This is a genomic window from Streptomyces indicus (genome assembly GCF_900100315.1).
GTDB lineage: Bacteria > Actinomycetota > Actinomycetes > Streptomycetales > Streptomycetaceae > Streptomyces > Streptomyces indicus.
In genome coordinates this window covers 973350-992706 of sequence record NZ_FNFF01000001.1, presented here as the reverse complement: position 1 = coordinate 992706, position 19357 = coordinate 973350, and the positions used below count along the sequence as shown (strand labels likewise).

21 protein-coding genes are annotated in these 19357 nt (G+C 72.7%); 16 read left to right on the top strand and 5 right to left on the bottom strand.

The window, feature by feature from the left end; genetic code table 11:
• Positions 1-10: 10 nt before the first annotated feature.
• Both BLT97_RS04425 and BLT97_RS04420 read left to right on the top strand, forming a co-directional pair.
• On the top strand, positions 11-916 hold the full coding sequence (locus tag BLT97_RS04425) for an arginase family protein (RefSeq protein WP_093607290.1): 906 nt from the start codon (positions 11-13) through the stop codon (positions 914-916).
• 48 nt (positions 917-964) lie between these two features.
• On the top strand, positions 965-2977 hold the full coding sequence (locus tag BLT97_RS04420; RefSeq protein WP_093607289.1) for a DUF5107 domain-containing protein: 2013 nt from the start codon (positions 965-967) through the stop codon (positions 2975-2977).
• 3 nt (positions 2978-2980) lie between these two features.
• On the opposite strand, the gene BLT97_RS04415 is transcribed toward BLT97_RS04420, so the two are convergent.
• Positions 2981-3337, bottom strand: coding sequence for a VOC family protein (locus tag BLT97_RS04415; protein WP_093607288.1), 357 nt, complete (start codon positions 3335-3337; stop codon positions 2981-2983).
• A gap of 124 nt (positions 3338-3461) precedes the next feature.
• Between BLT97_RS04415 and BLT97_RS38385 the strand changes: the two genes are divergently transcribed.
• Positions 3462-4049: a hypothetical protein gene (locus BLT97_RS38385; RefSeq protein ID WP_245769122.1), complete on the top strand. Its 588-nt coding sequence runs from the start codon at positions 3462-3464 to the stop codon at positions 4047-4049.
• Positions 4050-4097: 48 nt separating this feature from the next.
• Here BLT97_RS38385 and BLT97_RS04405 read toward each other — a convergent pair whose 3' ends face one another.
• Both BLT97_RS04405 and BLT97_RS04400 read right to left on the bottom strand, forming a co-directional pair.
• The gene (locus BLT97_RS04405; protein ID WP_093607287.1) at positions 4098-4625 is read right to left on the bottom strand and encodes a nucleoside/nucleotide kinase family protein; all 528 of its coding nucleotides are present in this window, start codon (positions 4623-4625) and stop codon (positions 4098-4100) included.
• A gap of 142 nt (positions 4626-4767) precedes the next feature.
• Positions 4768-5865: an enolase C-terminal domain-like protein gene (locus BLT97_RS04400; RefSeq protein ID WP_093607286.1), complete on the bottom strand. Its 1098-nt coding sequence runs from the start codon at positions 5863-5865 to the stop codon at positions 4768-4770.
• Between the two features lie 249 nt (positions 5866-6114).
• Here BLT97_RS04400 and BLT97_RS04395 point away from each other — a divergent pair, with 249 nt between their 5' ends.
• The 12 genes from BLT97_RS04395 (at position 6115) to BLT97_RS04340 (ending at position 15094) form a co-directional block, all read left to right on the top strand.
• The gene (locus BLT97_RS04395) at positions 6115-7431 is read left to right on the top strand and encodes an NAD(P)/FAD-dependent oxidoreductase (protein ID WP_093607285.1); all 1317 of its coding nucleotides are present in this window, start codon (positions 6115-6117) and stop codon (positions 7429-7431) included.
• The gene (locus BLT97_RS04390; RefSeq protein WP_093607284.1) at positions 7415-9271 is read left to right on the top strand and encodes a transketolase; all 1857 of its coding nucleotides are present in this window, start codon (positions 7415-7417) and stop codon (positions 9269-9271) included. The genes BLT97_RS04395 and BLT97_RS04390 overlap by 17 nt, the downstream gene beginning before the upstream one ends.
• A gap of 140 nt (positions 9272-9411) precedes the next feature.
• Positions 9412-9822: a gas vesicle protein GvpO gene (locus BLT97_RS04385; protein WP_093607283.1), complete on the top strand. Its 411-nt coding sequence runs from the start codon at positions 9412-9414 to the stop codon at positions 9820-9822.
• Between the two features lie 70 nt (positions 9823-9892).
• Positions 9893-10333: a gas vesicle structural protein GvpA gene (locus BLT97_RS04380; protein ID WP_093607282.1), complete on the top strand. Its 441-nt coding sequence runs from the start codon at positions 9893-9895 to the stop codon at positions 10331-10333.
• Complete coding sequence (locus BLT97_RS04375) at positions 10330-11085, top strand: GvpL/GvpF family gas vesicle protein (protein ID WP_093607281.1); 756 nt, start codon at positions 10330-10332, stop codon at positions 11083-11085. The genes BLT97_RS04380 and BLT97_RS04375 overlap by 4 nt, the downstream gene beginning before the upstream one ends.
• Before the next feature lies 1 nt (position 11086).
• Complete coding sequence (locus tag BLT97_RS04370; protein WP_093607280.1) at positions 11087-11341, top strand: gas vesicle protein GvpG; 255 nt, start codon at positions 11087-11089, stop codon at positions 11339-11341.
• A gap of 5 nt (positions 11342-11346) precedes the next feature.
• Entirely contained in the window at positions 11347-12015 is a 669-nt protein-coding gene (locus BLT97_RS04365) for a DNA primase (protein WP_342742690.1), read from the top strand.
• The gene (locus BLT97_RS04360; protein ID WP_093607278.1) at positions 12008-13168 is read left to right on the top strand and encodes an SRPBCC family protein; all 1161 of its coding nucleotides are present in this window, start codon (positions 12008-12010) and stop codon (positions 13166-13168) included. Before BLT97_RS04365 ends, BLT97_RS04360 begins: the two co-directional genes overlap by 8 nt.
• Positions 13165-13590: a gas vesicle protein gene (locus tag BLT97_RS04355; protein WP_245769121.1), complete on the top strand. Its 426-nt coding sequence runs from the start codon at positions 13165-13167 to the stop codon at positions 13588-13590. The genes BLT97_RS04360 and BLT97_RS04355 overlap by 4 nt, the downstream gene beginning before the upstream one ends.
• Before the next feature lie 31 nt (positions 13591-13621).
• A complete protein-coding gene (locus BLT97_RS04350; RefSeq protein WP_093607277.1) occupies positions 13622-14401 on the top strand; it encodes a GvpL/GvpF family gas vesicle protein in 780 nt (259 codons plus the stop codon).
• The gene (locus BLT97_RS04345; RefSeq protein WP_093607276.1) at positions 14398-14610 is read left to right on the top strand and encodes a gas vesicle protein; all 213 of its coding nucleotides are present in this window, start codon (positions 14398-14400) and stop codon (positions 14608-14610) included. Before BLT97_RS04350 ends, BLT97_RS04345 begins: the two co-directional genes overlap by 4 nt.
• A gap of 220 nt (positions 14611-14830) precedes the next feature.
• A complete protein-coding gene (locus tag BLT97_RS04340) occupies positions 14831-15094 on the top strand; it encodes a gas vesicle protein GvpK (RefSeq protein WP_093607762.1) in 264 nt (87 codons plus the stop codon).
• Between the two features lie 30 nt (positions 15095-15124).
• Here the strand turns inward: BLT97_RS04340 and BLT97_RS04335 are convergent, their stop codons facing one another.
• Positions 15125-15934: a class I SAM-dependent methyltransferase gene (locus BLT97_RS04335; RefSeq protein ID WP_093607275.1), complete on the bottom strand. Its 810-nt coding sequence runs from the start codon at positions 15932-15934 to the stop codon at positions 15125-15127.
• 121 nt (positions 15935-16055) lie between these two features.
• The gene (locus BLT97_RS04330) at positions 16056-17558 is read right to left on the bottom strand and encodes a bifunctional phosphatase PAP2/diacylglycerol kinase family protein (RefSeq protein ID WP_093607274.1); all 1503 of its coding nucleotides are present in this window, start codon (positions 17556-17558) and stop codon (positions 16056-16058) included.
• Between the two features lie 141 nt (positions 17559-17699).
• Here BLT97_RS04330 and BLT97_RS04325 point away from each other — a divergent pair, with 141 nt between their 5' ends.
• Positions 17700-19319 carry an ABC-F family ATP-binding cassette domain-containing protein gene (locus BLT97_RS04325; RefSeq protein WP_093607273.1) on the top strand — a complete coding sequence of 540 codons (1620 nt, stop codon included), beginning with the start codon at positions 17700-17702 and terminating at the stop codon, positions 19317-19319.
• Positions 19320-19357 lie beyond the last annotated feature (38 nt).

Below are 19357 nucleotides of genomic sequence, written 5' to 3'. Positions count from 1 at the left end.
GATGGGCCCCATGCGACGCATCGTGGTCCTCGACGCACCCTCCAACCTGGGCCTGCGCCCGCCGGCCCCCGGCACCGTGCCCGGTGTCTACAAGCTGGCCGGCGCCCTGCGCGAGCAGCGCATCGTGCAGCGGCTCGGTGCTCTGGAGGGCGGCGTGGTCGTGCCGCCGCGCTACGACCGGGGCGACTGGCAGGAGGGCGACGGGGTGTTCAACGCCGCCGCCATCGCCGCGTACACCGTCAAGCTCGCCGACCGCATCGAGCACCACCTGCGCGCCGGCGACTTCCCCGTGGTGCTCGGCGGTGACTGCTCCATCCAGCTCGGGGCCTCGCTCGCGATGCGCCGTATCGGACGCTACGGGCTCGCCGCGATCGACGGCTCCACCGACTTCCGCCACCCGGGCAACTCGGACCGGGTCGGTGCGGCCGGCGGCGAGGAGCTGGCCCTCGCGACCGGACGCGGGCAGGAGGACCTGACCGACCTGGAAGGCCTGAAGCCCTACCTCAAGGACGAGGACGTCCGGCTCTTCGGCATCCGCGACGACGACCCACAGCGGCCGGAGCTGCGCGAGCTGAAGATTCCGCACGCGAGCGTCGGCGAGATCCGCGAGTGGGGCGCCGCTCAGATCGCGGGCGCTGTGCGGCAGTCCCTGGAGATCCGCGAACTCGAAGGGTTCTGGGTGCACTTCGACGCCGACAGCCTGGACCCCTCCGTCATGCCCGCCGTCGACGCCCCCGACCCCGACGGACTTCAGCCCGGTGAACTCCTCGACCTGCTCGGCACCTTGACCGCATCCGAGCACTGCGTGGGACTCAACGTCACGATCTACGACCCGGACCTCGACCCCGACGGCACCGCGGGCGCACTCCTCGCCGACCTCGTGGTCGACGCACTCGTCGGTTTTGCCCAATCCTGACCCGGAGGTCCCCTGGCGACCGCTGCCGTCGGCAGGTTCCATGGTCGGGTGACGACGATCCGACGTGCCGAACTGACGTTGCCCGGCGCCCCGTTGGGCCCGGCGAACCCGCTGCCCGCACTGTGCCCGCCGACCCGGGTGCACGAGGTCACCGTCGACGAGCGCGTGCGCGCGACGATGCCGCTCGACATGCGCCGCCAGCTCGGCTACCGGCCGCTGACCGGCATCCTGCCCGCACCGGTCCTGGACGGCTACGACCGCGAACGCACCGAGCTCACCCTCGACACCCTGATCCTGGAGAACTCCCGCCTCCGCGTCACCGTGCTGCCGGGCCTCGGCGGCCGGGTCCACTCGATGCACCACAAGCCCACCGGCCGCGAACTCCTCTACACCAACCCGGTGTTCCAGCCCGCCGACTTCGCGCTCAACGGCGCCTGGTTCTCCGGCGGCATCGAATGGAACATCGGCGCCACCGGCCACAGCACCCTGTCCTGCGCCCCGGTCCACGCCGCCCGCGTCGAGGCGCCCGACGGCACACCGATGCTGCGCCTGTGGGAGTGGGAGCGGCTGCGCGACACCCCCTTCCAGGTCGACCTGTGGCTGCCCGAGGACGCTGAATTCCTGTACGTGGGCGTACGGATCCGCAATCCGCACGAGAAGCCCGTGCCCCTGTACTGGTGGTCCAACATCGCCGTCCCCGAGGAGCGCCGCGTCCTCGCCCCCGCCGACGAGGCCTGGCACCACGGCTACGAACGCGCCCTGCAACGCGTCCCGGTCCCCGCCCACGCGGGCACCGACACCTCGTACCCCCTCAACAGCGGTTCCCCGGCCGACTACTTCTACGAACTGCCGGACGGGGAACGCCGCTGGATCGGCGCGCTCGACGACAGCGGCCACGGACTCGTGCAGACCTCCACCGACCGGCTGCGCGGCCGCAAGCTCTTCACCTGGGGCAGCAGCCCCGGCGGCCGCCGCTGGCAGGAGTGGCTCACCGAGCCCGGCACCGGCGGCTACGCCGAGATCCAGGCCGGTCTCGCCCGCACCCAGCTGGAACACATACGGCTCGAAGCCGAGGGCGAGATCAGCTGGTTCGAGGCGTACGGACCGCTGGGCGCCGACCCCGCCCGTGTCCACGGCGACGACTGGAGCGCCGCTCGTGAAGAGGTAGCCGCGCGTCTGGAGGAGGCGCTTCCGCGGGGCGAGGTGCAGAAGGCGTACGAGCAGTGGCAGCCGCACGCCGACCACGAACCCGGCGAGCGGCTGGCCACCGGATCCGGGTGGGGCGCGCTCGAAGTGCTCCGGGCCGGCCACAAACTGCCCGGCACGCCCTTCGACGAGTCCACGCTCGACGCCGACCAGGCCCCCTGGATCGAGCTGTCCCACACCGGCACCTGTCCCGAACCGCGCCGGGTCACCCCGCCGGGCCCCACGCTGGTCGCCCGGCACTGGCGCGACATGCTGGAGACGGCGCCCGCGGCGCCGCTCAACGAGTACCACCTCGGGGTGGCGCAGTGGCATTCCGGGGACTACGCGCAGGCGGTGCGCAGCTGGGAGCGGGGGCTCGAACTCGCCCCGTCCGTATGGCCGTTGCTGCGCTGCCTTGCCGTGGCCGACCGCGAGGCGGGCCAGCTGCAACGGGCCGCCGACCGCTACACGGAAGCCTTCGACGACCTGTGCGCGGAACGGCGCGAGGGAGAGGTCTGGACGGCCGCCTGCGCGGCCCTCGGGCGCGAGGCCATCGCGACCCTGCTCGCCGCGGACCGCCCGGCCGAGGCCCGCTCGGTCTGGGACCGGTTGCGTCCGGTCACCCGGACCCGCGGCCGCTTCCGGCTCATCGAGGCCCAACTCCTCATCGCCGAAGGGGAGAAGGAGGCGGCGCGGCGCATCTTCGACGAGGGCTTCGAGGTGGCCGATCTGCGCGAGGGCTCCGAGGCGCTGGTGGAGACCTGGGCGGCGCTGACGGACGAGCCGCTGCCGGCGGCGTACGACTTCCGGATGCGCCCGCCCGCCGCGCCGCAGCCGGACACCGCCGACGCCGGGCCGGGCGCGGACCGCGGATGAAGGTCAGCCGCGGACGGAGCGCTGGTCCGCGTACTCGAAGACGGTGCCGTCCGGGTGGACCGCGATCAGGTTGCGGCCCGCCGGGGTCGGCACCGGACCGGCGACGATGTGCGCACCGGAGGCGCTGAGCACCTCGTGCGCCTCGTCCACATCGGGCACCGCGATGGTCGCCGTGACCTTCCGCAGCACCTCGAGCTCGGCCTCGGGGCCGCTCATCAGCAGAAAGCAGCCGACGGCCGCGACCTGGACCCCGCCGCGCTCGAAGCGCAGGGCTCTGGCGCCCGCGAGCCGCTCGTAGAAGGCCACCGAGGTGTCCAGATCCTCGACGCAGATACGCAGCGTGGTGCCCAGAATCTCCATACGCCCGAGGGTAGTTGGCGCCCGGCGGCCGGGAGATCGTTTCCCGTGAACGGCCCGTGCCGGGGCCGCGGCGCCCCCAGGCCGGCCCGCGTTAGCCGTGCAGGGGCAGGGGTACCCGGTCCGCATGGAACGCACGGGAAGCTCACCTACGGACACGATCGAGAAGAGCATCAGCGACACCCTCGCCCAGGTCGTCCGGGAGACGGTGCGTGCCGAGCTGCGTGAGGAACTGCGCGCCGAACTCCGCGACGAGCTGCGCAAGCAGACCCGCAAGCAGCGCCGTACCGCCTCGCTCTACGCCGCGTCGGGCGCCGTCGCCCTGTACGCGGGCGCCGCCTGTGCGCTGGCCCTCGGCCTGGTGTTCGCGATCGGGCTGCCCGACTGGGCCGCCGCCCTCATCATGGGCGTGCTCCTGGCCGGTGCGGCCTACGCGCTGCGCAACGCGGCCCGCCCCCACGCCTCCGGTGGCCGGGGCGCGACTCCCGAGGCGCCGCACGGCCGCGACACCCGGGCCCCCGAGGCGCCCCCGGCGCCCGACGTCCCGCCGGTGGTACCGCCGGGCGGCTCGCCCGGAGCCCCGACCCCGCCGGTCTCGCCCCCGCCGACCGAGCCGCCGCTCGAACCGCGGACCCACAACCCCGGACCGCCCGCCCCCGAGCCGCCGGCCGAGCGGCCGACGCGGAATCCCGGTCCGCCGACCGGCGCCAACTGAGTTGCAATTGAACGGACGTTGGCGCGTACGGGTCGGCCATGACGGCCGTCACCAGCCGGTGGCCGCCACGACCTCCCGCGCCACCTCGGTGACCGACCGCCCGTCGGTCGCCACGCGCACGGTCCCCGGCGCGGCGTGCTCATCGAGCCGCCGCGCCGCGAGCGCGCTGCGCCGCAGCTGCTCCGCCAGCTCGGAACCGCGCTCGCGCCCACGCAGCCGGGCCTCGACGGTCGCGTCGGAGGCCGTGAGCAGGACGTGCACGTAGCGGATGCCTGGGCCCAACGCCCCGTGGAACAGCCACTGTTCGCCGCCGAGCACCGCCGCCGTGTTCGTGTAGATGAGCCGTCGGCAGCCCAGCTCCGAGTAGTTGGCCCACAGGGCCTTGAGGTTGCGCCCGGTGATGCCGGAGCGGTCGGGGTCGCCCGCGGGCGCGGGGTGGATGTGGTCGAGGACGTCGCCCTCGATGTACGCATGGCCCACCGAGGCCGCGCGCAGCAGCGCCGAGACCTCGTAGCCCACCGACGACTTGCCCGCCCCGGACCGGCCGCCGATCAGAAGCACCTCCGCACGCTGCATGCCGGAAGGCTCGCACGCCGCCCGCGGCCCGCGCCACGCGATAAGCCCGGCCCGCCGCCACGCGCTGGGCCGGCCCCGGCCCCGGCCCCGCACGAAGCCCGGCCCCGCCCACCGCCGAACCCAGCTCACGTGACGAGCCCGTTCAAGCCACCCGGTACTCCCCGACCTCCTCGGTGCGCAGCCGCAGTCCGTGCCCGATGCCGCCGTCCGGGCGCAGGACGCCGCCCGTGGGGTCAAGGGCGCCGTCGAAGAACATCGACTCGATCCGCACATGGTCGTGGAACCACTCGACATGCCGCAGATTCGGTACGCACGCGGCCACTGCCGCATGGGCGTGCGGTGCGCCGCATGCGGAGATCTCCAGGCCGTGAGCCTGCGCGAGCGCCGCCGCCCGCAGCCAGGCCGTGAGCCCGCCGATCCGTGTGGCGTCCGCCTGCACGCAGTCCACCGCCGGGACCGTCCGGGCGAGCGCGGCCAGGTCGCCCGCGCGCCCGCCGGTCGCCACATCGCACACCACCGCGTCCCGTACGAGCCGCAGGCCCGCCGGATCGTCCGCGGCCACGGGCGCCTCGAACCACCCCACCTCCAGGGCGGCCAGCGCCCGTCCCACCCGGACCGCCTGCTTGCGGGTGTAGGCGCCGCCGGCGTCCACGTACAGGTCCGTGTGCGGGCCGATGACATGGCGGGCCGCCCGCACCCGCGCGAGGTCGCGCGCCACCGCCCGGCCGTGGAACTCGCCGATGCGGATCTTCACGCGCGGGATGCGCTGCCCGTGCACCCAGCCGCCGAGCTGCGCCGCCAGATGCGTGTCGTGATACGTGGTGAAGCCGCCGCTGCCGTACACGGGAACCGTGTCGCGGGCGGCGCCGAGCAGCCGTAACAGCGGCAGTTCGAGCAGCCGCGCCTTCAGATCCCACAGGGCGATGTCCAGGGCCGACAGCGCGCACCCCGTCAGACCGCACGCCCCCGGCTCGTCGAGCGCGGCGCGCATCGCCTCGTGCGCGGCCGGGATGTCGAAGGCGTCCAGACCGGTGACGACGGGGGCGAGCTGCTCCCGTACGACATCGGCGGCGGTCGGCGGCGCATAGGTCCAGCCGGTGCCGGTCGCGGCGCCGGCGCCGATCTCGACCACCACCACCGAGGTGGTGTCCCAGCTGCGGGAGCCGTCGGCCTCGGGCGCGTCGGTGGGGACGGAGTAGGCGGAGACGGCAGGCGTCTGGAGCGCCACGGTGTTCTTCATCGCTGTTCGGCTCTCGGGCGAAGTGGGGGGTGCCCGCCGGACTCCCGATGGGGGAGGGGCGGCGCTCCCGGAAGGGGAGAGACGCCCTGACGGGAGGGGGTGCGGGTCGGGTAACCCGGCCCGGCCCACGGAAACGTTTGGCGCCGGAGGCCAAGGGCACCCGGCAGATCCGTGACCACCAGCAGCAGGCCGACAACGTGACCACAAGCAGCAGGCCGACATCGTGACCACCAGCAGGAGGCCGACAACGTGAGCCGCACCCGCATCGTGATCGTCGGGGCCGGCTTCGCCGGATACCGGGCCGCCCGCACCCTCTCCCGGGCGGCCCGAGACCGAGCCGAAGTGGTCCTGCTCAACCCGACCGACTACTTCCTCTATCTGCCGCTGCTGCCCCAGGTCGCCGCGGGCGTCCTCGAACCGCGCCGCGTCACCGTCTCCCTCACGGGCACGCTGCCGAAGGTGCGGCTGGTGCTCGGTGAGGCCGAGGGCCTCGACCTGGACGGACGCACCGTTCAGTACCGCGACCCGGAGGGCGGGGTCGGCACGCTGTCGTACGACCGGCTCGTGCTCGCCGTCGGCAGTGTCAACAAGCTGCTGCCCGTACCGGGCGTGGCCGAGCACGCGCACGGATTCCGCGGCATGCCCGAGGCGCTCTACCTGCGCGACCACGTGATCCGCCAGACCGAACTCGCCGCCAACGACAAGGACCCGGCGCGCTGCACCTTCGTCGTCGTGGGCGCCGGCTACACCGGTACCGAAGTCGCCGCGCACGGAAAGCTGTTCACCGACTCGCTGCTGCGCCGCCACCCGGACCTCGAAGCCCGCTGGATGCTGCTCGACATCGCCCCGCGCGTCCTGCCCGAGCTGGACACCAAACTCTCGAAGACCGCGCACAAGGTGCTGACGCAGCGCGGCGTGGACGTACGGACCGGGACCTCCGTGAAGGAGGCCACCGAGAAGGGCGTGCTCCTGGACGACGGCGAGTTCGTCGACACACGCACCATCGTGTGGTGCGTGGGCGTACGGCCCGACCCGCTCGTGGAGGCGACGGGGCGGCCGCTCGAACGCGGGCGCCTGCTCGTCGACACCTACCTCCAGGTCCCCGGCCACCCCGAGGTGTACGCCTGCGGGGACGCGGCCGCCGTACCGGACGTGACCAAGCCCGGCTCGTACACCCCGATGACCGCCCAGCACGCCTGGCGGCAGGGCGCCACGGCCGGCAAGAACGTGGCCGCCTCGCTCGGCATCGGCGAGCGCGCCCCGTACAAGCACCACGACCTGGGCTTCACCGTCGACCTCGGCGGGGTGAAGGCCGCGGCGAACCCGCTCGGCCTCCCGCTCGCGGGACCTCCCGCCGCGGCCGTCACCCGCGGCTACCACCTGGCCGCGATGCCCGGCAACCGCATCCGCGTGGCCGCCGACTGGCTCCTGGAGGCGGCACTGCCGCGCCAGGGCGTCCAGCTCGGCATGGTCCGCTCCTGGTCGGTGCCCCTCGACACCTCGTCCCCCGAACTCGCCCGACTGCCCGCACCACACAGGGAGGCACCCGATGACCCCGCCGACTGACGCCGAACTCGCCGAAATCGCCCAGCAGTTGAGGGTGGACTCGGTACGCGTGGCGGCCGCCGCGGGGTCGGGGCACCCCAGCTCCTCGATGTCGGCCGCCGAGCTCACGGCCGTGCTGTTCGCGCGCCATCTGCGCCACGACTTCGAGCGGCCCGAGCACCCCGGCAACGACCGTTTCATCCTCTCCAAGGGGCACGCCTCGCCGCTGCTCTACGCCACGTACAAGGCCGTCGGCCTCGTGGACGACGACGAGCTGCGGACCTTCCGCACCCTCGGCAGCCGCCTCGAAGGCCACCCCACCCCGAGGGCCCTGCCCTGGGTGGAGGTCGCCACCGGTTCGCTCGGCCAGGGCCTGCCGGTCGGTGTGGGCATGGCCCTGGCCGGCAAGCGCCTGGAGCGGGTCGGCTACCGCGTGTGGGTCCTGTGCGGCGACAGCGAGCTCGCCGAGGGCTCGGTGTGGGAGGCCGCCGAGCACGCCGGACACGAACACCTCGACAACCTCACTGCGATCGTCGACGTCAACCGCCTCGGCCAGCGCGGCCCCACCCGCCACGGCCACGACCTCGACGCGTACGCACGCCGCTTCCAGGCCTTCGGCTGGCACACCGTCGAGTGCGACGGCCACGACGTGCGCGACGTGGACCGCGCCTACGCCGAGGCCCGCTCCACGCTCGGCCAGCCCACCGCGATCCTCGCCCGCACCCTCAAGGGCAAGGGCGTGGCCGCCGCGGAGGACCGCGAAGGCCTGCACGGCAAGCCGCTGAAGCAGCCCGAGGAGGCCGTCGAGGAGCTGGGCGGCGTCAGGAACCTGCGCATCGAGGTCCAACAGCCGCCCGCCGCACGGGTGTTGCACGCCGTACGCAGCGGGCATCTCGACCTGCCGCGGTTCGAGGTCGGCGACGAGGTCGCCACGCGCAGCGCCTATGGGCAGGCCGTGGCCGCGCTCGGCTCGGCGCGCGGGGACGTGGTCGCCTTGGACGGCGAGGTGAGCGACTCGACCAAGTCGGAGCTGTTCGCCAAGGAACACCCGGAGCGGTTCTTCGAGTGCTACATCGCCGAGCAGCAGATGGTGGCCGCCGCGACCGGACTCGCGGCGCGCGGCTTCGTCCCGTACGCCTCGACGTTCGCGGCCTTCCTCACGCGCGCCCACGACTTCCTGCGCATGGCCGCCATCAGCGACATGGACATCAAGCTCGTCGGCTCGCACGCCGGTGTCTCCATCGGACAGGACGGGCCCTCCCAGATGGGCCTCGAAGACCTCGCGATGATGCGCGCGCTGCACGGCTCGGCGGTGCTCTACCCGTGCGACGCCAACCAGACGGCCCACCTGGTCGCCGCGCTCGCCGAGCGCCCCGGGATCGGCTATCTGCGCACCACGCGCGGCGAGACACCCGTCATCTACGGGCCCGAAGAGCGCTTCCCGATCGGCGGCTCCAAGGTCCTGCGCTCCTCGGACGAGGACCGCGTGACGATCGTCGCGGCCGGTGTGACGGTACGCGAAGCGCTCGACGCCGCCGACCAGTTGGCGCAGGCCGGCATCGCCGCCCGTGTCATCGACCTCTACTCCGTCAAACCCGTGGACACCGCCACGCTTCAGGAGGCGGCTGACAGGACCGGCTGTCTGGTGACCGTGGAGGACCACCGGGTCGAGGGCGGCATCGGGGACGCGGTGCTCGAGGCCTTCTCGGACGGCCGGCCCGTGCCGCGCTTCGTGCGGCTCGCCGTCGGGCACATGCCGGGATCCGCCACGCCGGGCGAGCAGTTGCGCTCCGCGGGGATCGACGCGGCGTCCGTGGCCGCGGCCGTACGGCTGCTCGTGGAGCAGGCCGTCGTCAGCTGACGGGATCGAGGCCGTCACCTGACCGGTCTTCAGCAGGACGCCATGGGCTCCCGAAGCTGTGGCTCTCCTCACCCGAACGTCAAGCGTTCCGCAAGGGTTTGACGCGCGGGGGTGCGGGTCACTCGGAGCTGGAGGTTCTGATGACAGAAACCAGCAAGACCCGGAAGGACACCCGGTCCGCGAACAACAGCAGCGGCAACGGCGCCCGGCAGAACGAACGGCAGAACGCCCGGCAGGAAAAGGAATCCGAGCCGGAGGCGCAGCAGGACCGCGAGCAGGCCGCGGCGCCGATGGAGGTGCTGCGCGAAGCCCGGCTGCAGCTCGCCGAGCTCACCGGGATGCAGGCCGAGAGCGTCTCGGCGTTCGAACGCACCCAAGACGGCTGGCACTTGGAGATCGAGGTGCTCGAACTCACTCGTGTCCCCGACACCATGAGCCTGCTCGCCACCTACGCGGTCGACCTCGACCCGCAGGGCATGCTCACGGGCTACCGCCGCGTCCGCCGCTACGAACGCGGACGCGCCGACGCCCAGCGTCCCGGCGGGCGCTGACCGCGCCGTACCGGCCGGCCCGCACTGCGGGCCGGGAACCCACCGAAACTCACGAGGAGGACCGGTCCGAATGACCGTAGTTCCTGCACAGCAAACCGGCGGCTCAGGCGGCACCAGCGGCCTGTACGACGTCCTGGAACTCGTGCTCGACCGCGGCCTGGTGATCGATGCGTTCGTGCGTGTTTCCCTGGTCGGCATTGAGATCCTGAAGATCGACATCAGGGTTGTGGTGGCCAGCGTGGACACGTATCTGCGCTTCGCCGAGGCCTGCAACCGCCTGGACCTGGAGGCCGGACCGCGCAAGAGCCCGGGCCTGCCCGACCTGGTCGGCGAGATCACCGAATCGGGTTCGCGCGGCAAGTCCAAGGGCGCGCTCGGCGGTGCCGCCGACACCATCTCCGACGCGTTCCGCCAGTCGCGCGAGGACGGCCGTCGGGAGGAAGGCGAGGAGGCGCCCAAGCGCACCACCAAGCGGAGCACCTCCCGCAAGCGGCAGGAGGAGGCGGAGTGACCACGTACATCTACGGCATCGTGCGGAAGTCGCATCCGTCGCTGCCGGAGGGCACGGAAGGGATCGGGGACCCCGCGCTGCCGGTGCGGACCGTCACCGGGGGTGAACTCGCGGCCATCGTCAGCGACTCTCCGGAGAACCTGCGGCCCAAGCGCCACGATCTGCTCGCCCACCAGAACGTGCTGAGCGAGGCGGGCGCCCAGGGACCGGTGCTGCCCATGCGCTTCGGCTCGACCGCACCCGACGACGACACGGTGGCCGCCGTGCTCGCCGAGCGCGCCGAGCACTACACCGAACGGCTCGAAGCGCTGGACGGCAGGGTCGAGTACAACGTCAAGGCCACGCACGACGAAGAGGCCGTGCTGCACCGCGTGATGGCCGAGAACCCCGAGATACGGACCCTCACCGAGGCCAACCGCGAGGCCGCGGGCGGCACGTACGAACAGCGGCTCAGGCTGGGCGAGATGGTGGTCCAGGCCGTGCAGGCGCGTGAGGCGGCCGACGCGGTGGAGATCCAGGAACGGCTGGAAGGCGCGGCCGAATCCGTCAGCGTGGGTCCGCAGAGCACCGGCTGGCTCGCCAACATCTCCTTCCTCGTGGCGCGGGACTCCTCCGACGGGTTCCTCTCCGCGGTCGACAAGCTGCGGGGCGACCACCCGCACCTGGACCTGAAGGTGAACGGCCCGCTGCCGCCGTACAGCTTCGTCGAACCGGGGCCGGCCCAGCACGCCGCCCAGACCGCGGGCCACTGACATGGGTCTGACGAGCCTCGTGAAAGAGGTCGTGCTGCTGCCGTTCGCGCCCGTCCGCGGTTCCTTCTGGGTGATGGAACAGATCGTGGACGAGGCCGAGCGGCAGTACTACGACCCCGCGGCGATCCGTGCCGAACTCGCGCGCCTCGAGGAGCAGCTCGAAGCGGGCGAGATCGACGAGGACACCTTCGACCGGGGTGAGGACGAGCTCCTCGACCGGCTCCAGCACGCGACGGAACGGACGAATCAACCATGAACCGCATGGCACTTGGCCTCGCCGTAGGGGCGGGATATGTGCTCGGACGCACGAAGAAGATGAAACTGGCCTTCGCCGTCGGCACGCTCGTCGCCGGCAAGAAGCTCCCGCTCTCCCCGCGCGCGCTCGCGGAGCTCGTCCAGCAACAGCTCCTGAACAACCCGCAGTTCAAGGAGATCGGGGACCAGCTGCGCGAGGACGTGCGAGGCGTCGGCAAGGCCGCGACCGGGGCGGTGCTCGAACGCGGCCTCGACGGGATCTCGGACCGGCTGCGCGACCGCACGCTCGGGGTGCAGGACCGGCTGTCCGGGGTGATCCCCGGGGCGCGGTCCGAGGAGGACGAGGACGACGACCGCGCGCGGTCCGAGTCCCGCGATGACGACGCCGCATCCGGCTCCGACGAGGAGGAGAGCTCGCGCGGCGGCGAACGCTCCGCACGCAAGCCGGCCTCGGCCGCGAAGAGCAAGGCGTCGGGCACGGCCCGCAAGTCCACCAGCGCCGCAAGCAAGTCCACCGGCGCCGCACGCAAGACCACCGGCGCCAGGAAGACCGCGTCGGGCGCGAAGAGCGCCGGGGGCAAGACGGCCTCCCGTACCGCCAAGAAGACCACCTCGGCGGCGAAGTCGGCGGCCCGCCGCACCACCCGCGCGAAGGGAGGCCGCAGCGATGGCTGACGCGAAGGACAATCCGCTGACCGGCCTCGCCAAGAGCGAGGCCGCCGACCGTCTCAAGGCCGAGGCGCAGGCCTTCATGCTGGCGCAGCTCGAACGCGCGCTGGTGGGGGTGGGCCACAAACTCGGCTCGGCCACCGTCAAGCTGAACGACATCGCCGAGGGCAAGAGCCCCGGCTTCGCGCAACTGGCCCTCAAGGGCGGCCGCAAGCTCGCCGAGGGCAAGGGCCCGGTGCGCAGCGCCGTGGAGCTCACCGGAAGCCACCTCAAGGACCGCCTGATGGGCGCGGTCAAGGGCCTCGGCGGCAAGCGCAAGAAGGGCGGCGCGGGCCAGAAGCCCACCGTCATCCTCGAATACGTCGACGTCGGTGTGCCGGTGCGCACGGCCTACGACCAGTGGACGCAGTACCAGGAGTTCTCGACCTTCGCCAAGGGCGTCAAGGGCGCCACGGTCGCGGACGACACCCAGTCCGACTGGAACCTCAAGGTCTTCTGGTCCAGCAGGAGCTGGAAGGCGCACACCACCGAGCAGATACCCGACCAGCGCATCACCTGGACCTCCGAGGGCGCCAAGGGCACGACGAAGGGCGTGGTGACCTTCCACCCGCTCGGCGAGAACCTCACGCGGATCCTGCTGATCATCGAGTACTACCCGAAGGGCCTCTTCGAGAAGACGGGCAACATCTGGCGCGCCCAGGGCCGCCGCGCCCGCCTCGACCTCAAGCACTTCGCCCGGCACATCTCGCTCAAGGGCGAGGCGAGCGACGGCTGGCGCGGGGAGATCCGCGACGGCGAGGTGGTCGTCAGCCACGAGGACGCCCTCGCCGAGGAGGAGCGCGCCGAAGGCGAGGAGGGCGAGAGCGCCGAGCTGGAGGAGGCCAAGGGCGAGCAGGACGAATACGGCGAGGAATACGAGGACGAATCCGAGGAACCAGAGGAGGACGACGAGAACGCGTACGACGACCACGGCGAGGAGGATGACGACGAGGTGGCGTACGAGGACGACCGCGAGGCCCGGGACGACCGGGACGACGAGGACACGGAGCCGGAAGGCGAGTACGACGAGGAGGCCGAGGGCGCGTACGAGGACGAGCCCGAGGACGAGGAGTACGAAGAGGAAAGCCGTGACGACTACGCCGGGACCGGGCGCCGATGACCACCGCCAGCCGGCTCCCCGAGCCCTACGGACGTGACGGCGGCGCCAACCTCGCCGACATCCTCGAGCGCGTCCTCGACAAGGGCGTGGTGATCGCGGGAGACATCCGGATCAACCTGCTCGACATCGAGCTGCTCACCATCAAGCTCCGCCTGATCGTCGCCTCCGTCGACAAGGCGAAGGAGATGGGCATCGACTGGTGGGAGGACGACCCCGCGCTGTCCTCGGGAGCGCGCCGCCGCGAGGTGGACCGCCGCAGCTCAGAACTGGCACGGGAGAACGAGGAGTTGCAGGCCCGTATCGCCGAGCTCGAAGGACGGTCCGGAGGCCGGCTCGAAGCGGGCGCCGACGGCGGAGCGCAGGAGATCCGGCAGACGGCGCAGGAGAGCGGGCAGCCGGAGGGTGAAGAGCGCTCGGGATGAATGAGCTCCGCAGGGAGGGAGAGGCCCCCGGATGAATCAGCTCCGCTACGTCTACGCGGTGTGCCGCCCCTTCGAGGCCGCCTTGCAGGCGGACCTCGTGGGGGTGGGCGGCGCACCGCTCAAGCAGCTCGCGCACGGCGGCCTGGTCGCCGTGCTCAGCCACGTGCCGCCCGAGGACTTCGGCTACGAGCCGTTCAAGGCCCACTTGGAGGACCTCGACTGGGTCAGCGAGACCGCCCGTGCGCACCAGTCGGTGATCGCGGCCCTGACCACCGTCACCTGTCCGCTGCCGCTGCGGCTCGGCACGGTGTTCCGGGACGACAGCGGTGTCCGCACGATGCTGGAGGACGAGGGTGAGCAGCTGCGCGCCCTGCTCGCGCGGATCGACGGCCGGGTGGAGTGGGGCGTCAAGGTGTACGCGGAGCCCGTGGAGCCTGCCGGGGCCGCGGCGGCCGCGGACCGTCCCGCGAGCGGCCGTGACTACCTGCGGATGCGCCGCACCCGCCGGCAGGACGCGGACCGGCTGTGGGCGCGCGCGGAATCCTTCGCGCAGCAGCTGCACACGGACCTGGCCGCACGCTCGGCCGCGTCCCGGCTGCACCCGCCGCAGAACCCGGCGCTGTCCCGCGCCGAAGGCCAGAACGTGCTCAACGCCGCCTATCTGGTGGGGCGTTCGGACTCGGAGGAGTTCGTGGAGTGCGTGGAGCGCACCAAGGACCAGGAGCCCGGCCTGCGCGTGGAACTGACCGGCCCGTGGGCCGCGTACTCGTTCAGCGATCCGGACTCCGGTACGGGAGAGGAGGCGCGGTGACCGTCATAGAGCGGCGCGAGATCGCCCTCGTGGACCTCCTCGACCGGCTGCTCGCCGGCGGTGTGGTGATCACGGGCGATGTGACGCTGCGCATCGCGGACGTCGATCTCGTACGGATCGATCTGAACGCCCTGATCAGCTCGGTGAACGAACAGGTGCCCTCCCCCTTCGACCTGCCGGGCGCGGCGGGCGCGATCGAGGCGAGGTGACGCGATGAGCACGCCGGAGACACCCCGCACGACGGAGACGCCGCGTGCGACGGAGGCAGCGCGCACGCCCCATGGTGAGACCGGCGCGGCGGGCGCGCAGTGGTACGACCTGCCGGACGCGGACTCCCCGCGCCCGGTGCCGGACGTCCTGCGCGACCTCTCGGAGTCCGCACTGCGGGACAGCCCGGCGTCCCCCCGCCCCGAGCGCCCGTCGCGCCGGATGGACCTCGACCCCGACACCGTCGAGCGCGACCTGGTCAAACTCGTGCTCACCGTGGTCGAGTTGCTGCGCCAGCTCATGGAGCGCCAGGCGGTGCGCCGCTTCGATACCGGGGACCTCAGTGAGGACCAGGAGGAGCGCATCGGGCTCACGCTGATGCTCCTGGAGGACCGCATGGCCGAGCTGCGCGACCGCTACGGGCTGCGGCCCGAGGACCTCAATCTCGACCTCGGACCGCTGGGCCCGCTGCTGCCGCGGGACTGAACTCCCGGTACGGCAGGGGGCGGAGGGCCCTCAGACCCGGATCAGCAGTTCCCCGTGCAGCACGCAGAACCAGGCGTCGTCGGCCTGCCCCCACGCACGCCATCCGGCGCCGATCCGCTCCAGGTCCTCGCGGCTCGCGTGTCCGCCCTCGACGGCGATGGTCGCGTACGAGGAGGACGTGGTGCGGTCGGCCCACAGGCCGCTCCACCACGCGCGCTCCTCGGGCGTGGCGTAGGTCCAGGTGGCCGAGGTGGCGGTGATGTCCGTACAACCGGCCGCCAGCGCCCACGACTTGAGACGCCGCCCGGCGTTCGGCTCACCGCCGTTGGCCCGCGCGACCCGCTGGTACAGGGCCTGCCACTCGTCCAGGACGGGCAGCTCCGGGTACCAGACCATGCCCGCGTAGTCCGAATCGCGGACGGCGATGATCCCGCCGGGCCGGGTCACCCGGCGCATCTCGCGCAGCGCCTGCACCGGATCGCCCACGTGCTGGAGCACCTGGTGCGCGTGCACGACATCGAAGCTGTCGTCCGCGTACTGCAGCCCGTGCACGTCCGCCACCTCGAACTCCACGTTGTCCAGGCCGCGTTCGGCCGCCGTGGCCCGCGCCTGGTCCAGGACGCCGGCCGCGATCTCGACCCCCGTCACGTGCCCCTGTGGCACCAGGGCCGCCAGGTCGGCGGTGATGGTGCCCGGTCCGCAGCCCACGTCCAGGATCCGGTGGTCGGGCTTCAGCTCCGGCAGGAGGTAGGCCGCGGAGTTGGCGGCGGTGCGCCAGGTGTGCGAGCGCAGCACCGACTCGTGGTGCCCGTGCGTGTAGACGGCGGTCTCCTCGGCCATGACCGGTCCCCTTCCGGCAGTGCCCCGGGCGCCTTCACCCGGGGCGATACCGAGAACCGTACGCGCTCGCGCCATATTATGAGATCTGTGTCTTGCCATGCGAGACGCGCATGACGGAGTGTCAGTACGGCTCGGGGCGGTACACCGTCAGTGCCTCCGGCAGCTTGTCCAGCTCCAACTCGCCGCCCGCCGCGATGACTTCACCGTCGTACGCGAGCGGCGTACCGGGCGCGAGCCGCTGCACCCGCAGCCGGCGCACCCGGACGGCGGCGTGCGCGGGGGAGCGGCTGAGCGGTCCCGCGAACGCGGCCGCGAGCAGCCGGGCACTCGGCCTGCGGCCGCCGTGCGCCACCCGTACGTCGAGCAGCCCGTCGGCCAGGTCGTGCCGGCGCGCGGGGGCCAGGCCCATGCGGTGGTACGTCCCGTTGCCGGCGAACAGCAGCCACAGCGCCCGCCGTTTGCCGCCGATCTCGACCTCGAGCGGATGCTCCGAGCCGAGCACGTCGCCGGCCGCGAGAATGCCCGCGCCCCAGCCGCCGATCCGCTTGGCCCAGCGGTCGCGGTGGCGGACGAGCTCCGGATAGACGCCCAGGCTGAAGGTGTTGAGGAAGATCCCGGTGGACTCCCCGGCGCGGAACCGCCCCACGTCCACCGCCACGGCCTCGCCGCGGGTCAGGGCACGTGCCAGATCGCGCTCGCCCTCCACGCCGAGGTCGTACGCGAAGTGGTTCAGCGTGCCGCCGGGCAGCACCGCGAGGGGCAGATCGTGCCGCAGCGCCACCTGCGCGGCCGAGTTGACCGAGCCGTCGCCGCCGCACACGCCGAGGACGCGCGCCCGCCCCGCGGCCTTCTCCAACTCCTCCTCGAACACGGCCGGTTCGCACTCCACGAGCTCCGCACCCGGCAGATGCGCGAGCAGCAGCTGGGCCCGGGCGGCGGTCTTCGCCCCCGAGTTGACCACCATCACCAGACCCTCGCCCTCGTCCAGGACGGGTGCCTCGGCGTGCGGCCGGCCCGGAGCCCGGATCTGGTCGCGGGTGGGCACGAGCCCCCGTACGGCGAAAGCGGCGCCCACCCCGAGCGCCGCTCCCGCGAGGACATCCGTCGGATAGTGCACGCCGGTGTAGACGCGGGACAGGGCGACCGCACCCGCCACGGGCGCGACCACCGCGCCCCAGCGGCGCGACTCCAGCGCGACGCCCGTCGCGAAGGCCGCGGCCGAGGCGGAGTGCCCGGACGGGAACGAGGTCGTGATCGGCTGGTGCTTCAGCTGCCGGATCAGCGGTACGTCGTCACGCAGCGGTCGGGCGCGGCGCACGGCCCGCTTGCCGAGGGTGTTCACGGTGCCCGAGGCCAGCGCGAGCGAGGCGAGCCCGCGCGCGGCGGCACGGCGCGCACGCGGCGAGCGGGTCAGGGCCAGGGCGCCGGCCGCGGCGAACCAGAGCACGCCGTGGTTGGCGCTGCGGCTCAGCATCGGCAGCAGCGGATCGGCGCCGGGCCAGTGGCGGCGGGCGACGCCGTCGAAGAGCTTCAGGTCGAGGCGGACGAGCCGCGACCGGCCGCTGGAGACCACCGCTACCGGACCTTTGACATGAGGATCGGAGAACACATCGTGATTACCCATGGTCCCCGCGTACCCGCGGGCCGCAACATCAGCCGGGACTGTGTGCGGGGGCACGCGGCGCCGCCGCGGTGTGCCCGGCGGGCCGGGGCGCGGGGGAAATCCGTTTGCCCCGGCCCGAGGGCGCCCCGCACAATCCGCCCCATGGGACATCTGGAAGCCGCGCACCTCGAGTACTACCTCCCCGACGGGAGGGCCCTGCTCGGCGATGTCTCGTTCCGGGTCGGCGAGGGCGCCGTCGTCGCCCTCGTGGGGCCCAACGGCGCCGGCAAGACCACCCTCCTGCGCCTGCTCTCCGGCGAGCTGCAGCCGCACGGCGGCAGCGTCACCGTCAGCGGCGGCCTCGGCGTGATGCCCCAGTTCATCGGCTCCGTACGGGACGAGACCACCGTGCGCGACCTGCTCGTCTCGGTGGCCACGCCCCGTATCCGCGAAGCCGCGAAGGCCGTGGACGCCGCCGAGCACGCGATCATGACCGTCGACGACGAGGCCGCCCAGCTGCAGTACGCCCAGGCGCTGTCCGACTGGGCCGAGGCGCGCGGCTACGAGGCCGAGACGCTCTGGGACATGTGCACCACCGCGGCCCTCGGAGTGCCGTACGAGCGCGCCCAGTTCCGCGATGTGCGCACCCTCAGCGGCGGCGAGCAGAAACGCCTGGTCCTCGAGTCGCTGCTGCGCGGCACCGACGAGGTGCTGCTCCTCGACGAGCCGGACAACTACCTCGACGTGCCCGGCAAGCGCTGGCTCGAGGAGCGGCTCGCCGAGACCCGCAAGACCGTCCTGTTCGTCTCGCACGACCGCGAACTGCTCGCCCGCGCCGCCGAGAAGATCATCAGCGTCGAGCCCAGTCCCGCGGGCGCCGAGGCCTGGGTGCACGGCGGCTCCTTCGCCACGTACCACGAGGCCCGCAAGGAGCGCTTCGCACGCTACGAGGAGCTGCGCCGCCGCTGGGAGGAGAAGCACGCCCAGCTCAAGAAGCTGGTCCTCACCCTGCGCCAGGCGGCCGAGAACAGCGACGGCATGTCCTCCCGCTACCGCGCCGCCCAGACCCGGCTGCGCAAGTTCGAGGAGGCGGGCCCGCCGCCGGAGCCGCCGCGCGAGCAGGACATCACCATGCGCCTGCACGGCGGGCGCACCGGTGTGCGCGCGGTGACCTGCGAGGGCCTGGAGCTGACCGGCCTGATGAAGCCCTTCGACCTGGAGGTCTTCTACGGCGAGCGGGTGGCCGTCCTCGGCTCCAACGGCTCGGGCAAGTCCCACTTCCTGCGGCTGCTCGCGGGCGGCGAGGTCGCCCACACCGGCCACTGGAAGCTGGGCGCGCGCGTGGTGCCCGGCCACTTCGCGCAGACCCACGCCCACCCCGAGCTGTTCGGCCGCACCCTCCTCGACATCCTCTGGCACGACTACGCCAAGGACCGCGGCGCGGCCATGTCGCGGCTGCGGCGCTACGAGCTGACCAACCAGGCGGAGCAGCCCTTCGACCGGCTCTCCGGCGGCCAGCAGGCCCGCTTCCAGATCCTGTTGCTCGAACTGAAGGGCTGCACCGCCCTGTTGCTCGACGAGCCCACGGACAACCTGGACCTGGAGAGCGCCGAAGCGTTGCAGGAGGGCCTGGAGGCCTTCCAGGGGACGGTGCTCGCGGTGACGCACGACCGGTGGTTCGCCAAGTCCTTCGACCGCTATCTGGTGTTCGGGTCGGACGGCAAGGTGCGCGAGACCGCTCAGCCGGTGTGGGACGAGCGGCGGGTCGAGCGGGCGCGCTGAGCACGTCCGCGCAGGTCGGCGGAGGGGCCGCGGGGGCG

Bases quoted from the DNA above. Each gene is read 5' to 3' on its own strand.
- BLT97_RS04380 (WP_093607282.1), top strand. From the start codon at position 9,893: ATGACCGTAGTTCCTGCACAGCAAACCGGCGGCTCAGGCGGCACCAGC.
- BLT97_RS38385 (WP_245769122.1), top strand. From the start codon at position 3,462: ATGGAACGCACGGGAAGCTCACCTACGGACACGATCGAGAAGAGCATC.
- BLT97_RS04415 (WP_093607288.1), bottom strand. From the start codon at position 3,337: ATGGAGATTCTGGGCACCACGCTGCGTATCTGCGTCGAGGATCTGGAC.
- BLT97_RS04400 (WP_093607286.1), bottom strand. From the start codon at position 5,865: ATGAAGAACACCGTGGCGCTCCAGACGCCTGCCGTCTCCGCCTACTCC.
- BLT97_RS04325 (WP_093607273.1), top strand. From the start codon at position 17,700: ATGGGACATCTGGAAGCCGCGCACCTCGAGTACTACCTCCCCGACGGG.
- BLT97_RS04425 (WP_093607290.1), top strand. From the start codon at position 11: ATGCGACGCATCGTGGTCCTCGACGCACCCTCCAACCTGGGCCTGCGC.
- BLT97_RS04370 (WP_093607280.1), top strand. From the start codon at position 11,087: ATGGGTCTGACGAGCCTCGTGAAAGAGGTCGTGCTGCTGCCGTTCGCG.
- BLT97_RS04340 (WP_093607762.1), top strand. From the start codon at position 14,831: ATGGACCTCGACCCCGACACCGTCGAGCGCGACCTGGTCAAACTCGTG.
- BLT97_RS04365 (WP_342742690.1), top strand. From the start codon at position 11,347: ATGGCACTTGGCCTCGCCGTAGGGGCGGGATATGTGCTCGGACGCACG.
- BLT97_RS04360 (WP_093607278.1), top strand. From the start codon at position 12,008: ATGGCTGACGCGAAGGACAATCCGCTGACCGGCCTCGCCAAGAGCGAG.
- BLT97_RS04350 (WP_093607277.1), top strand. From the start codon at position 13,622: ATGAATCAGCTCCGCTACGTCTACGCGGTGTGCCGCCCCTTCGAGGCC.
- BLT97_RS04335 (WP_093607275.1), bottom strand. From the start codon at position 15,934: ATGGCCGAGGAGACCGCCGTCTACACGCACGGGCACCACGAGTCGGTG.
- BLT97_RS04385 (WP_093607283.1), top strand. From the start codon at position 9,412: ATGACAGAAACCAGCAAGACCCGGAAGGACACCCGGTCCGCGAACAAC.
- BLT97_RS04405 (WP_093607287.1), bottom strand. From the start codon at position 4,625: ATGCAGCGTGCGGAGGTGCTTCTGATCGGCGGCCGGTCCGGGGCGGGC.
- BLT97_RS04390 (WP_093607284.1), top strand. From the start codon at position 7,415: ATGACCCCGCCGACTGACGCCGAACTCGCCGAAATCGCCCAGCAGTTG.
- BLT97_RS04355 (WP_245769121.1), top strand. From the start codon at position 13,165: ATGACCACCGCCAGCCGGCTCCCCGAGCCCTACGGACGTGACGGCGGC.
- BLT97_RS04330 (WP_093607274.1), bottom strand. From the start codon at position 17,558: ATGGGTAATCACGATGTGTTCTCCGATCCTCATGTCAAAGGTCCGGTA.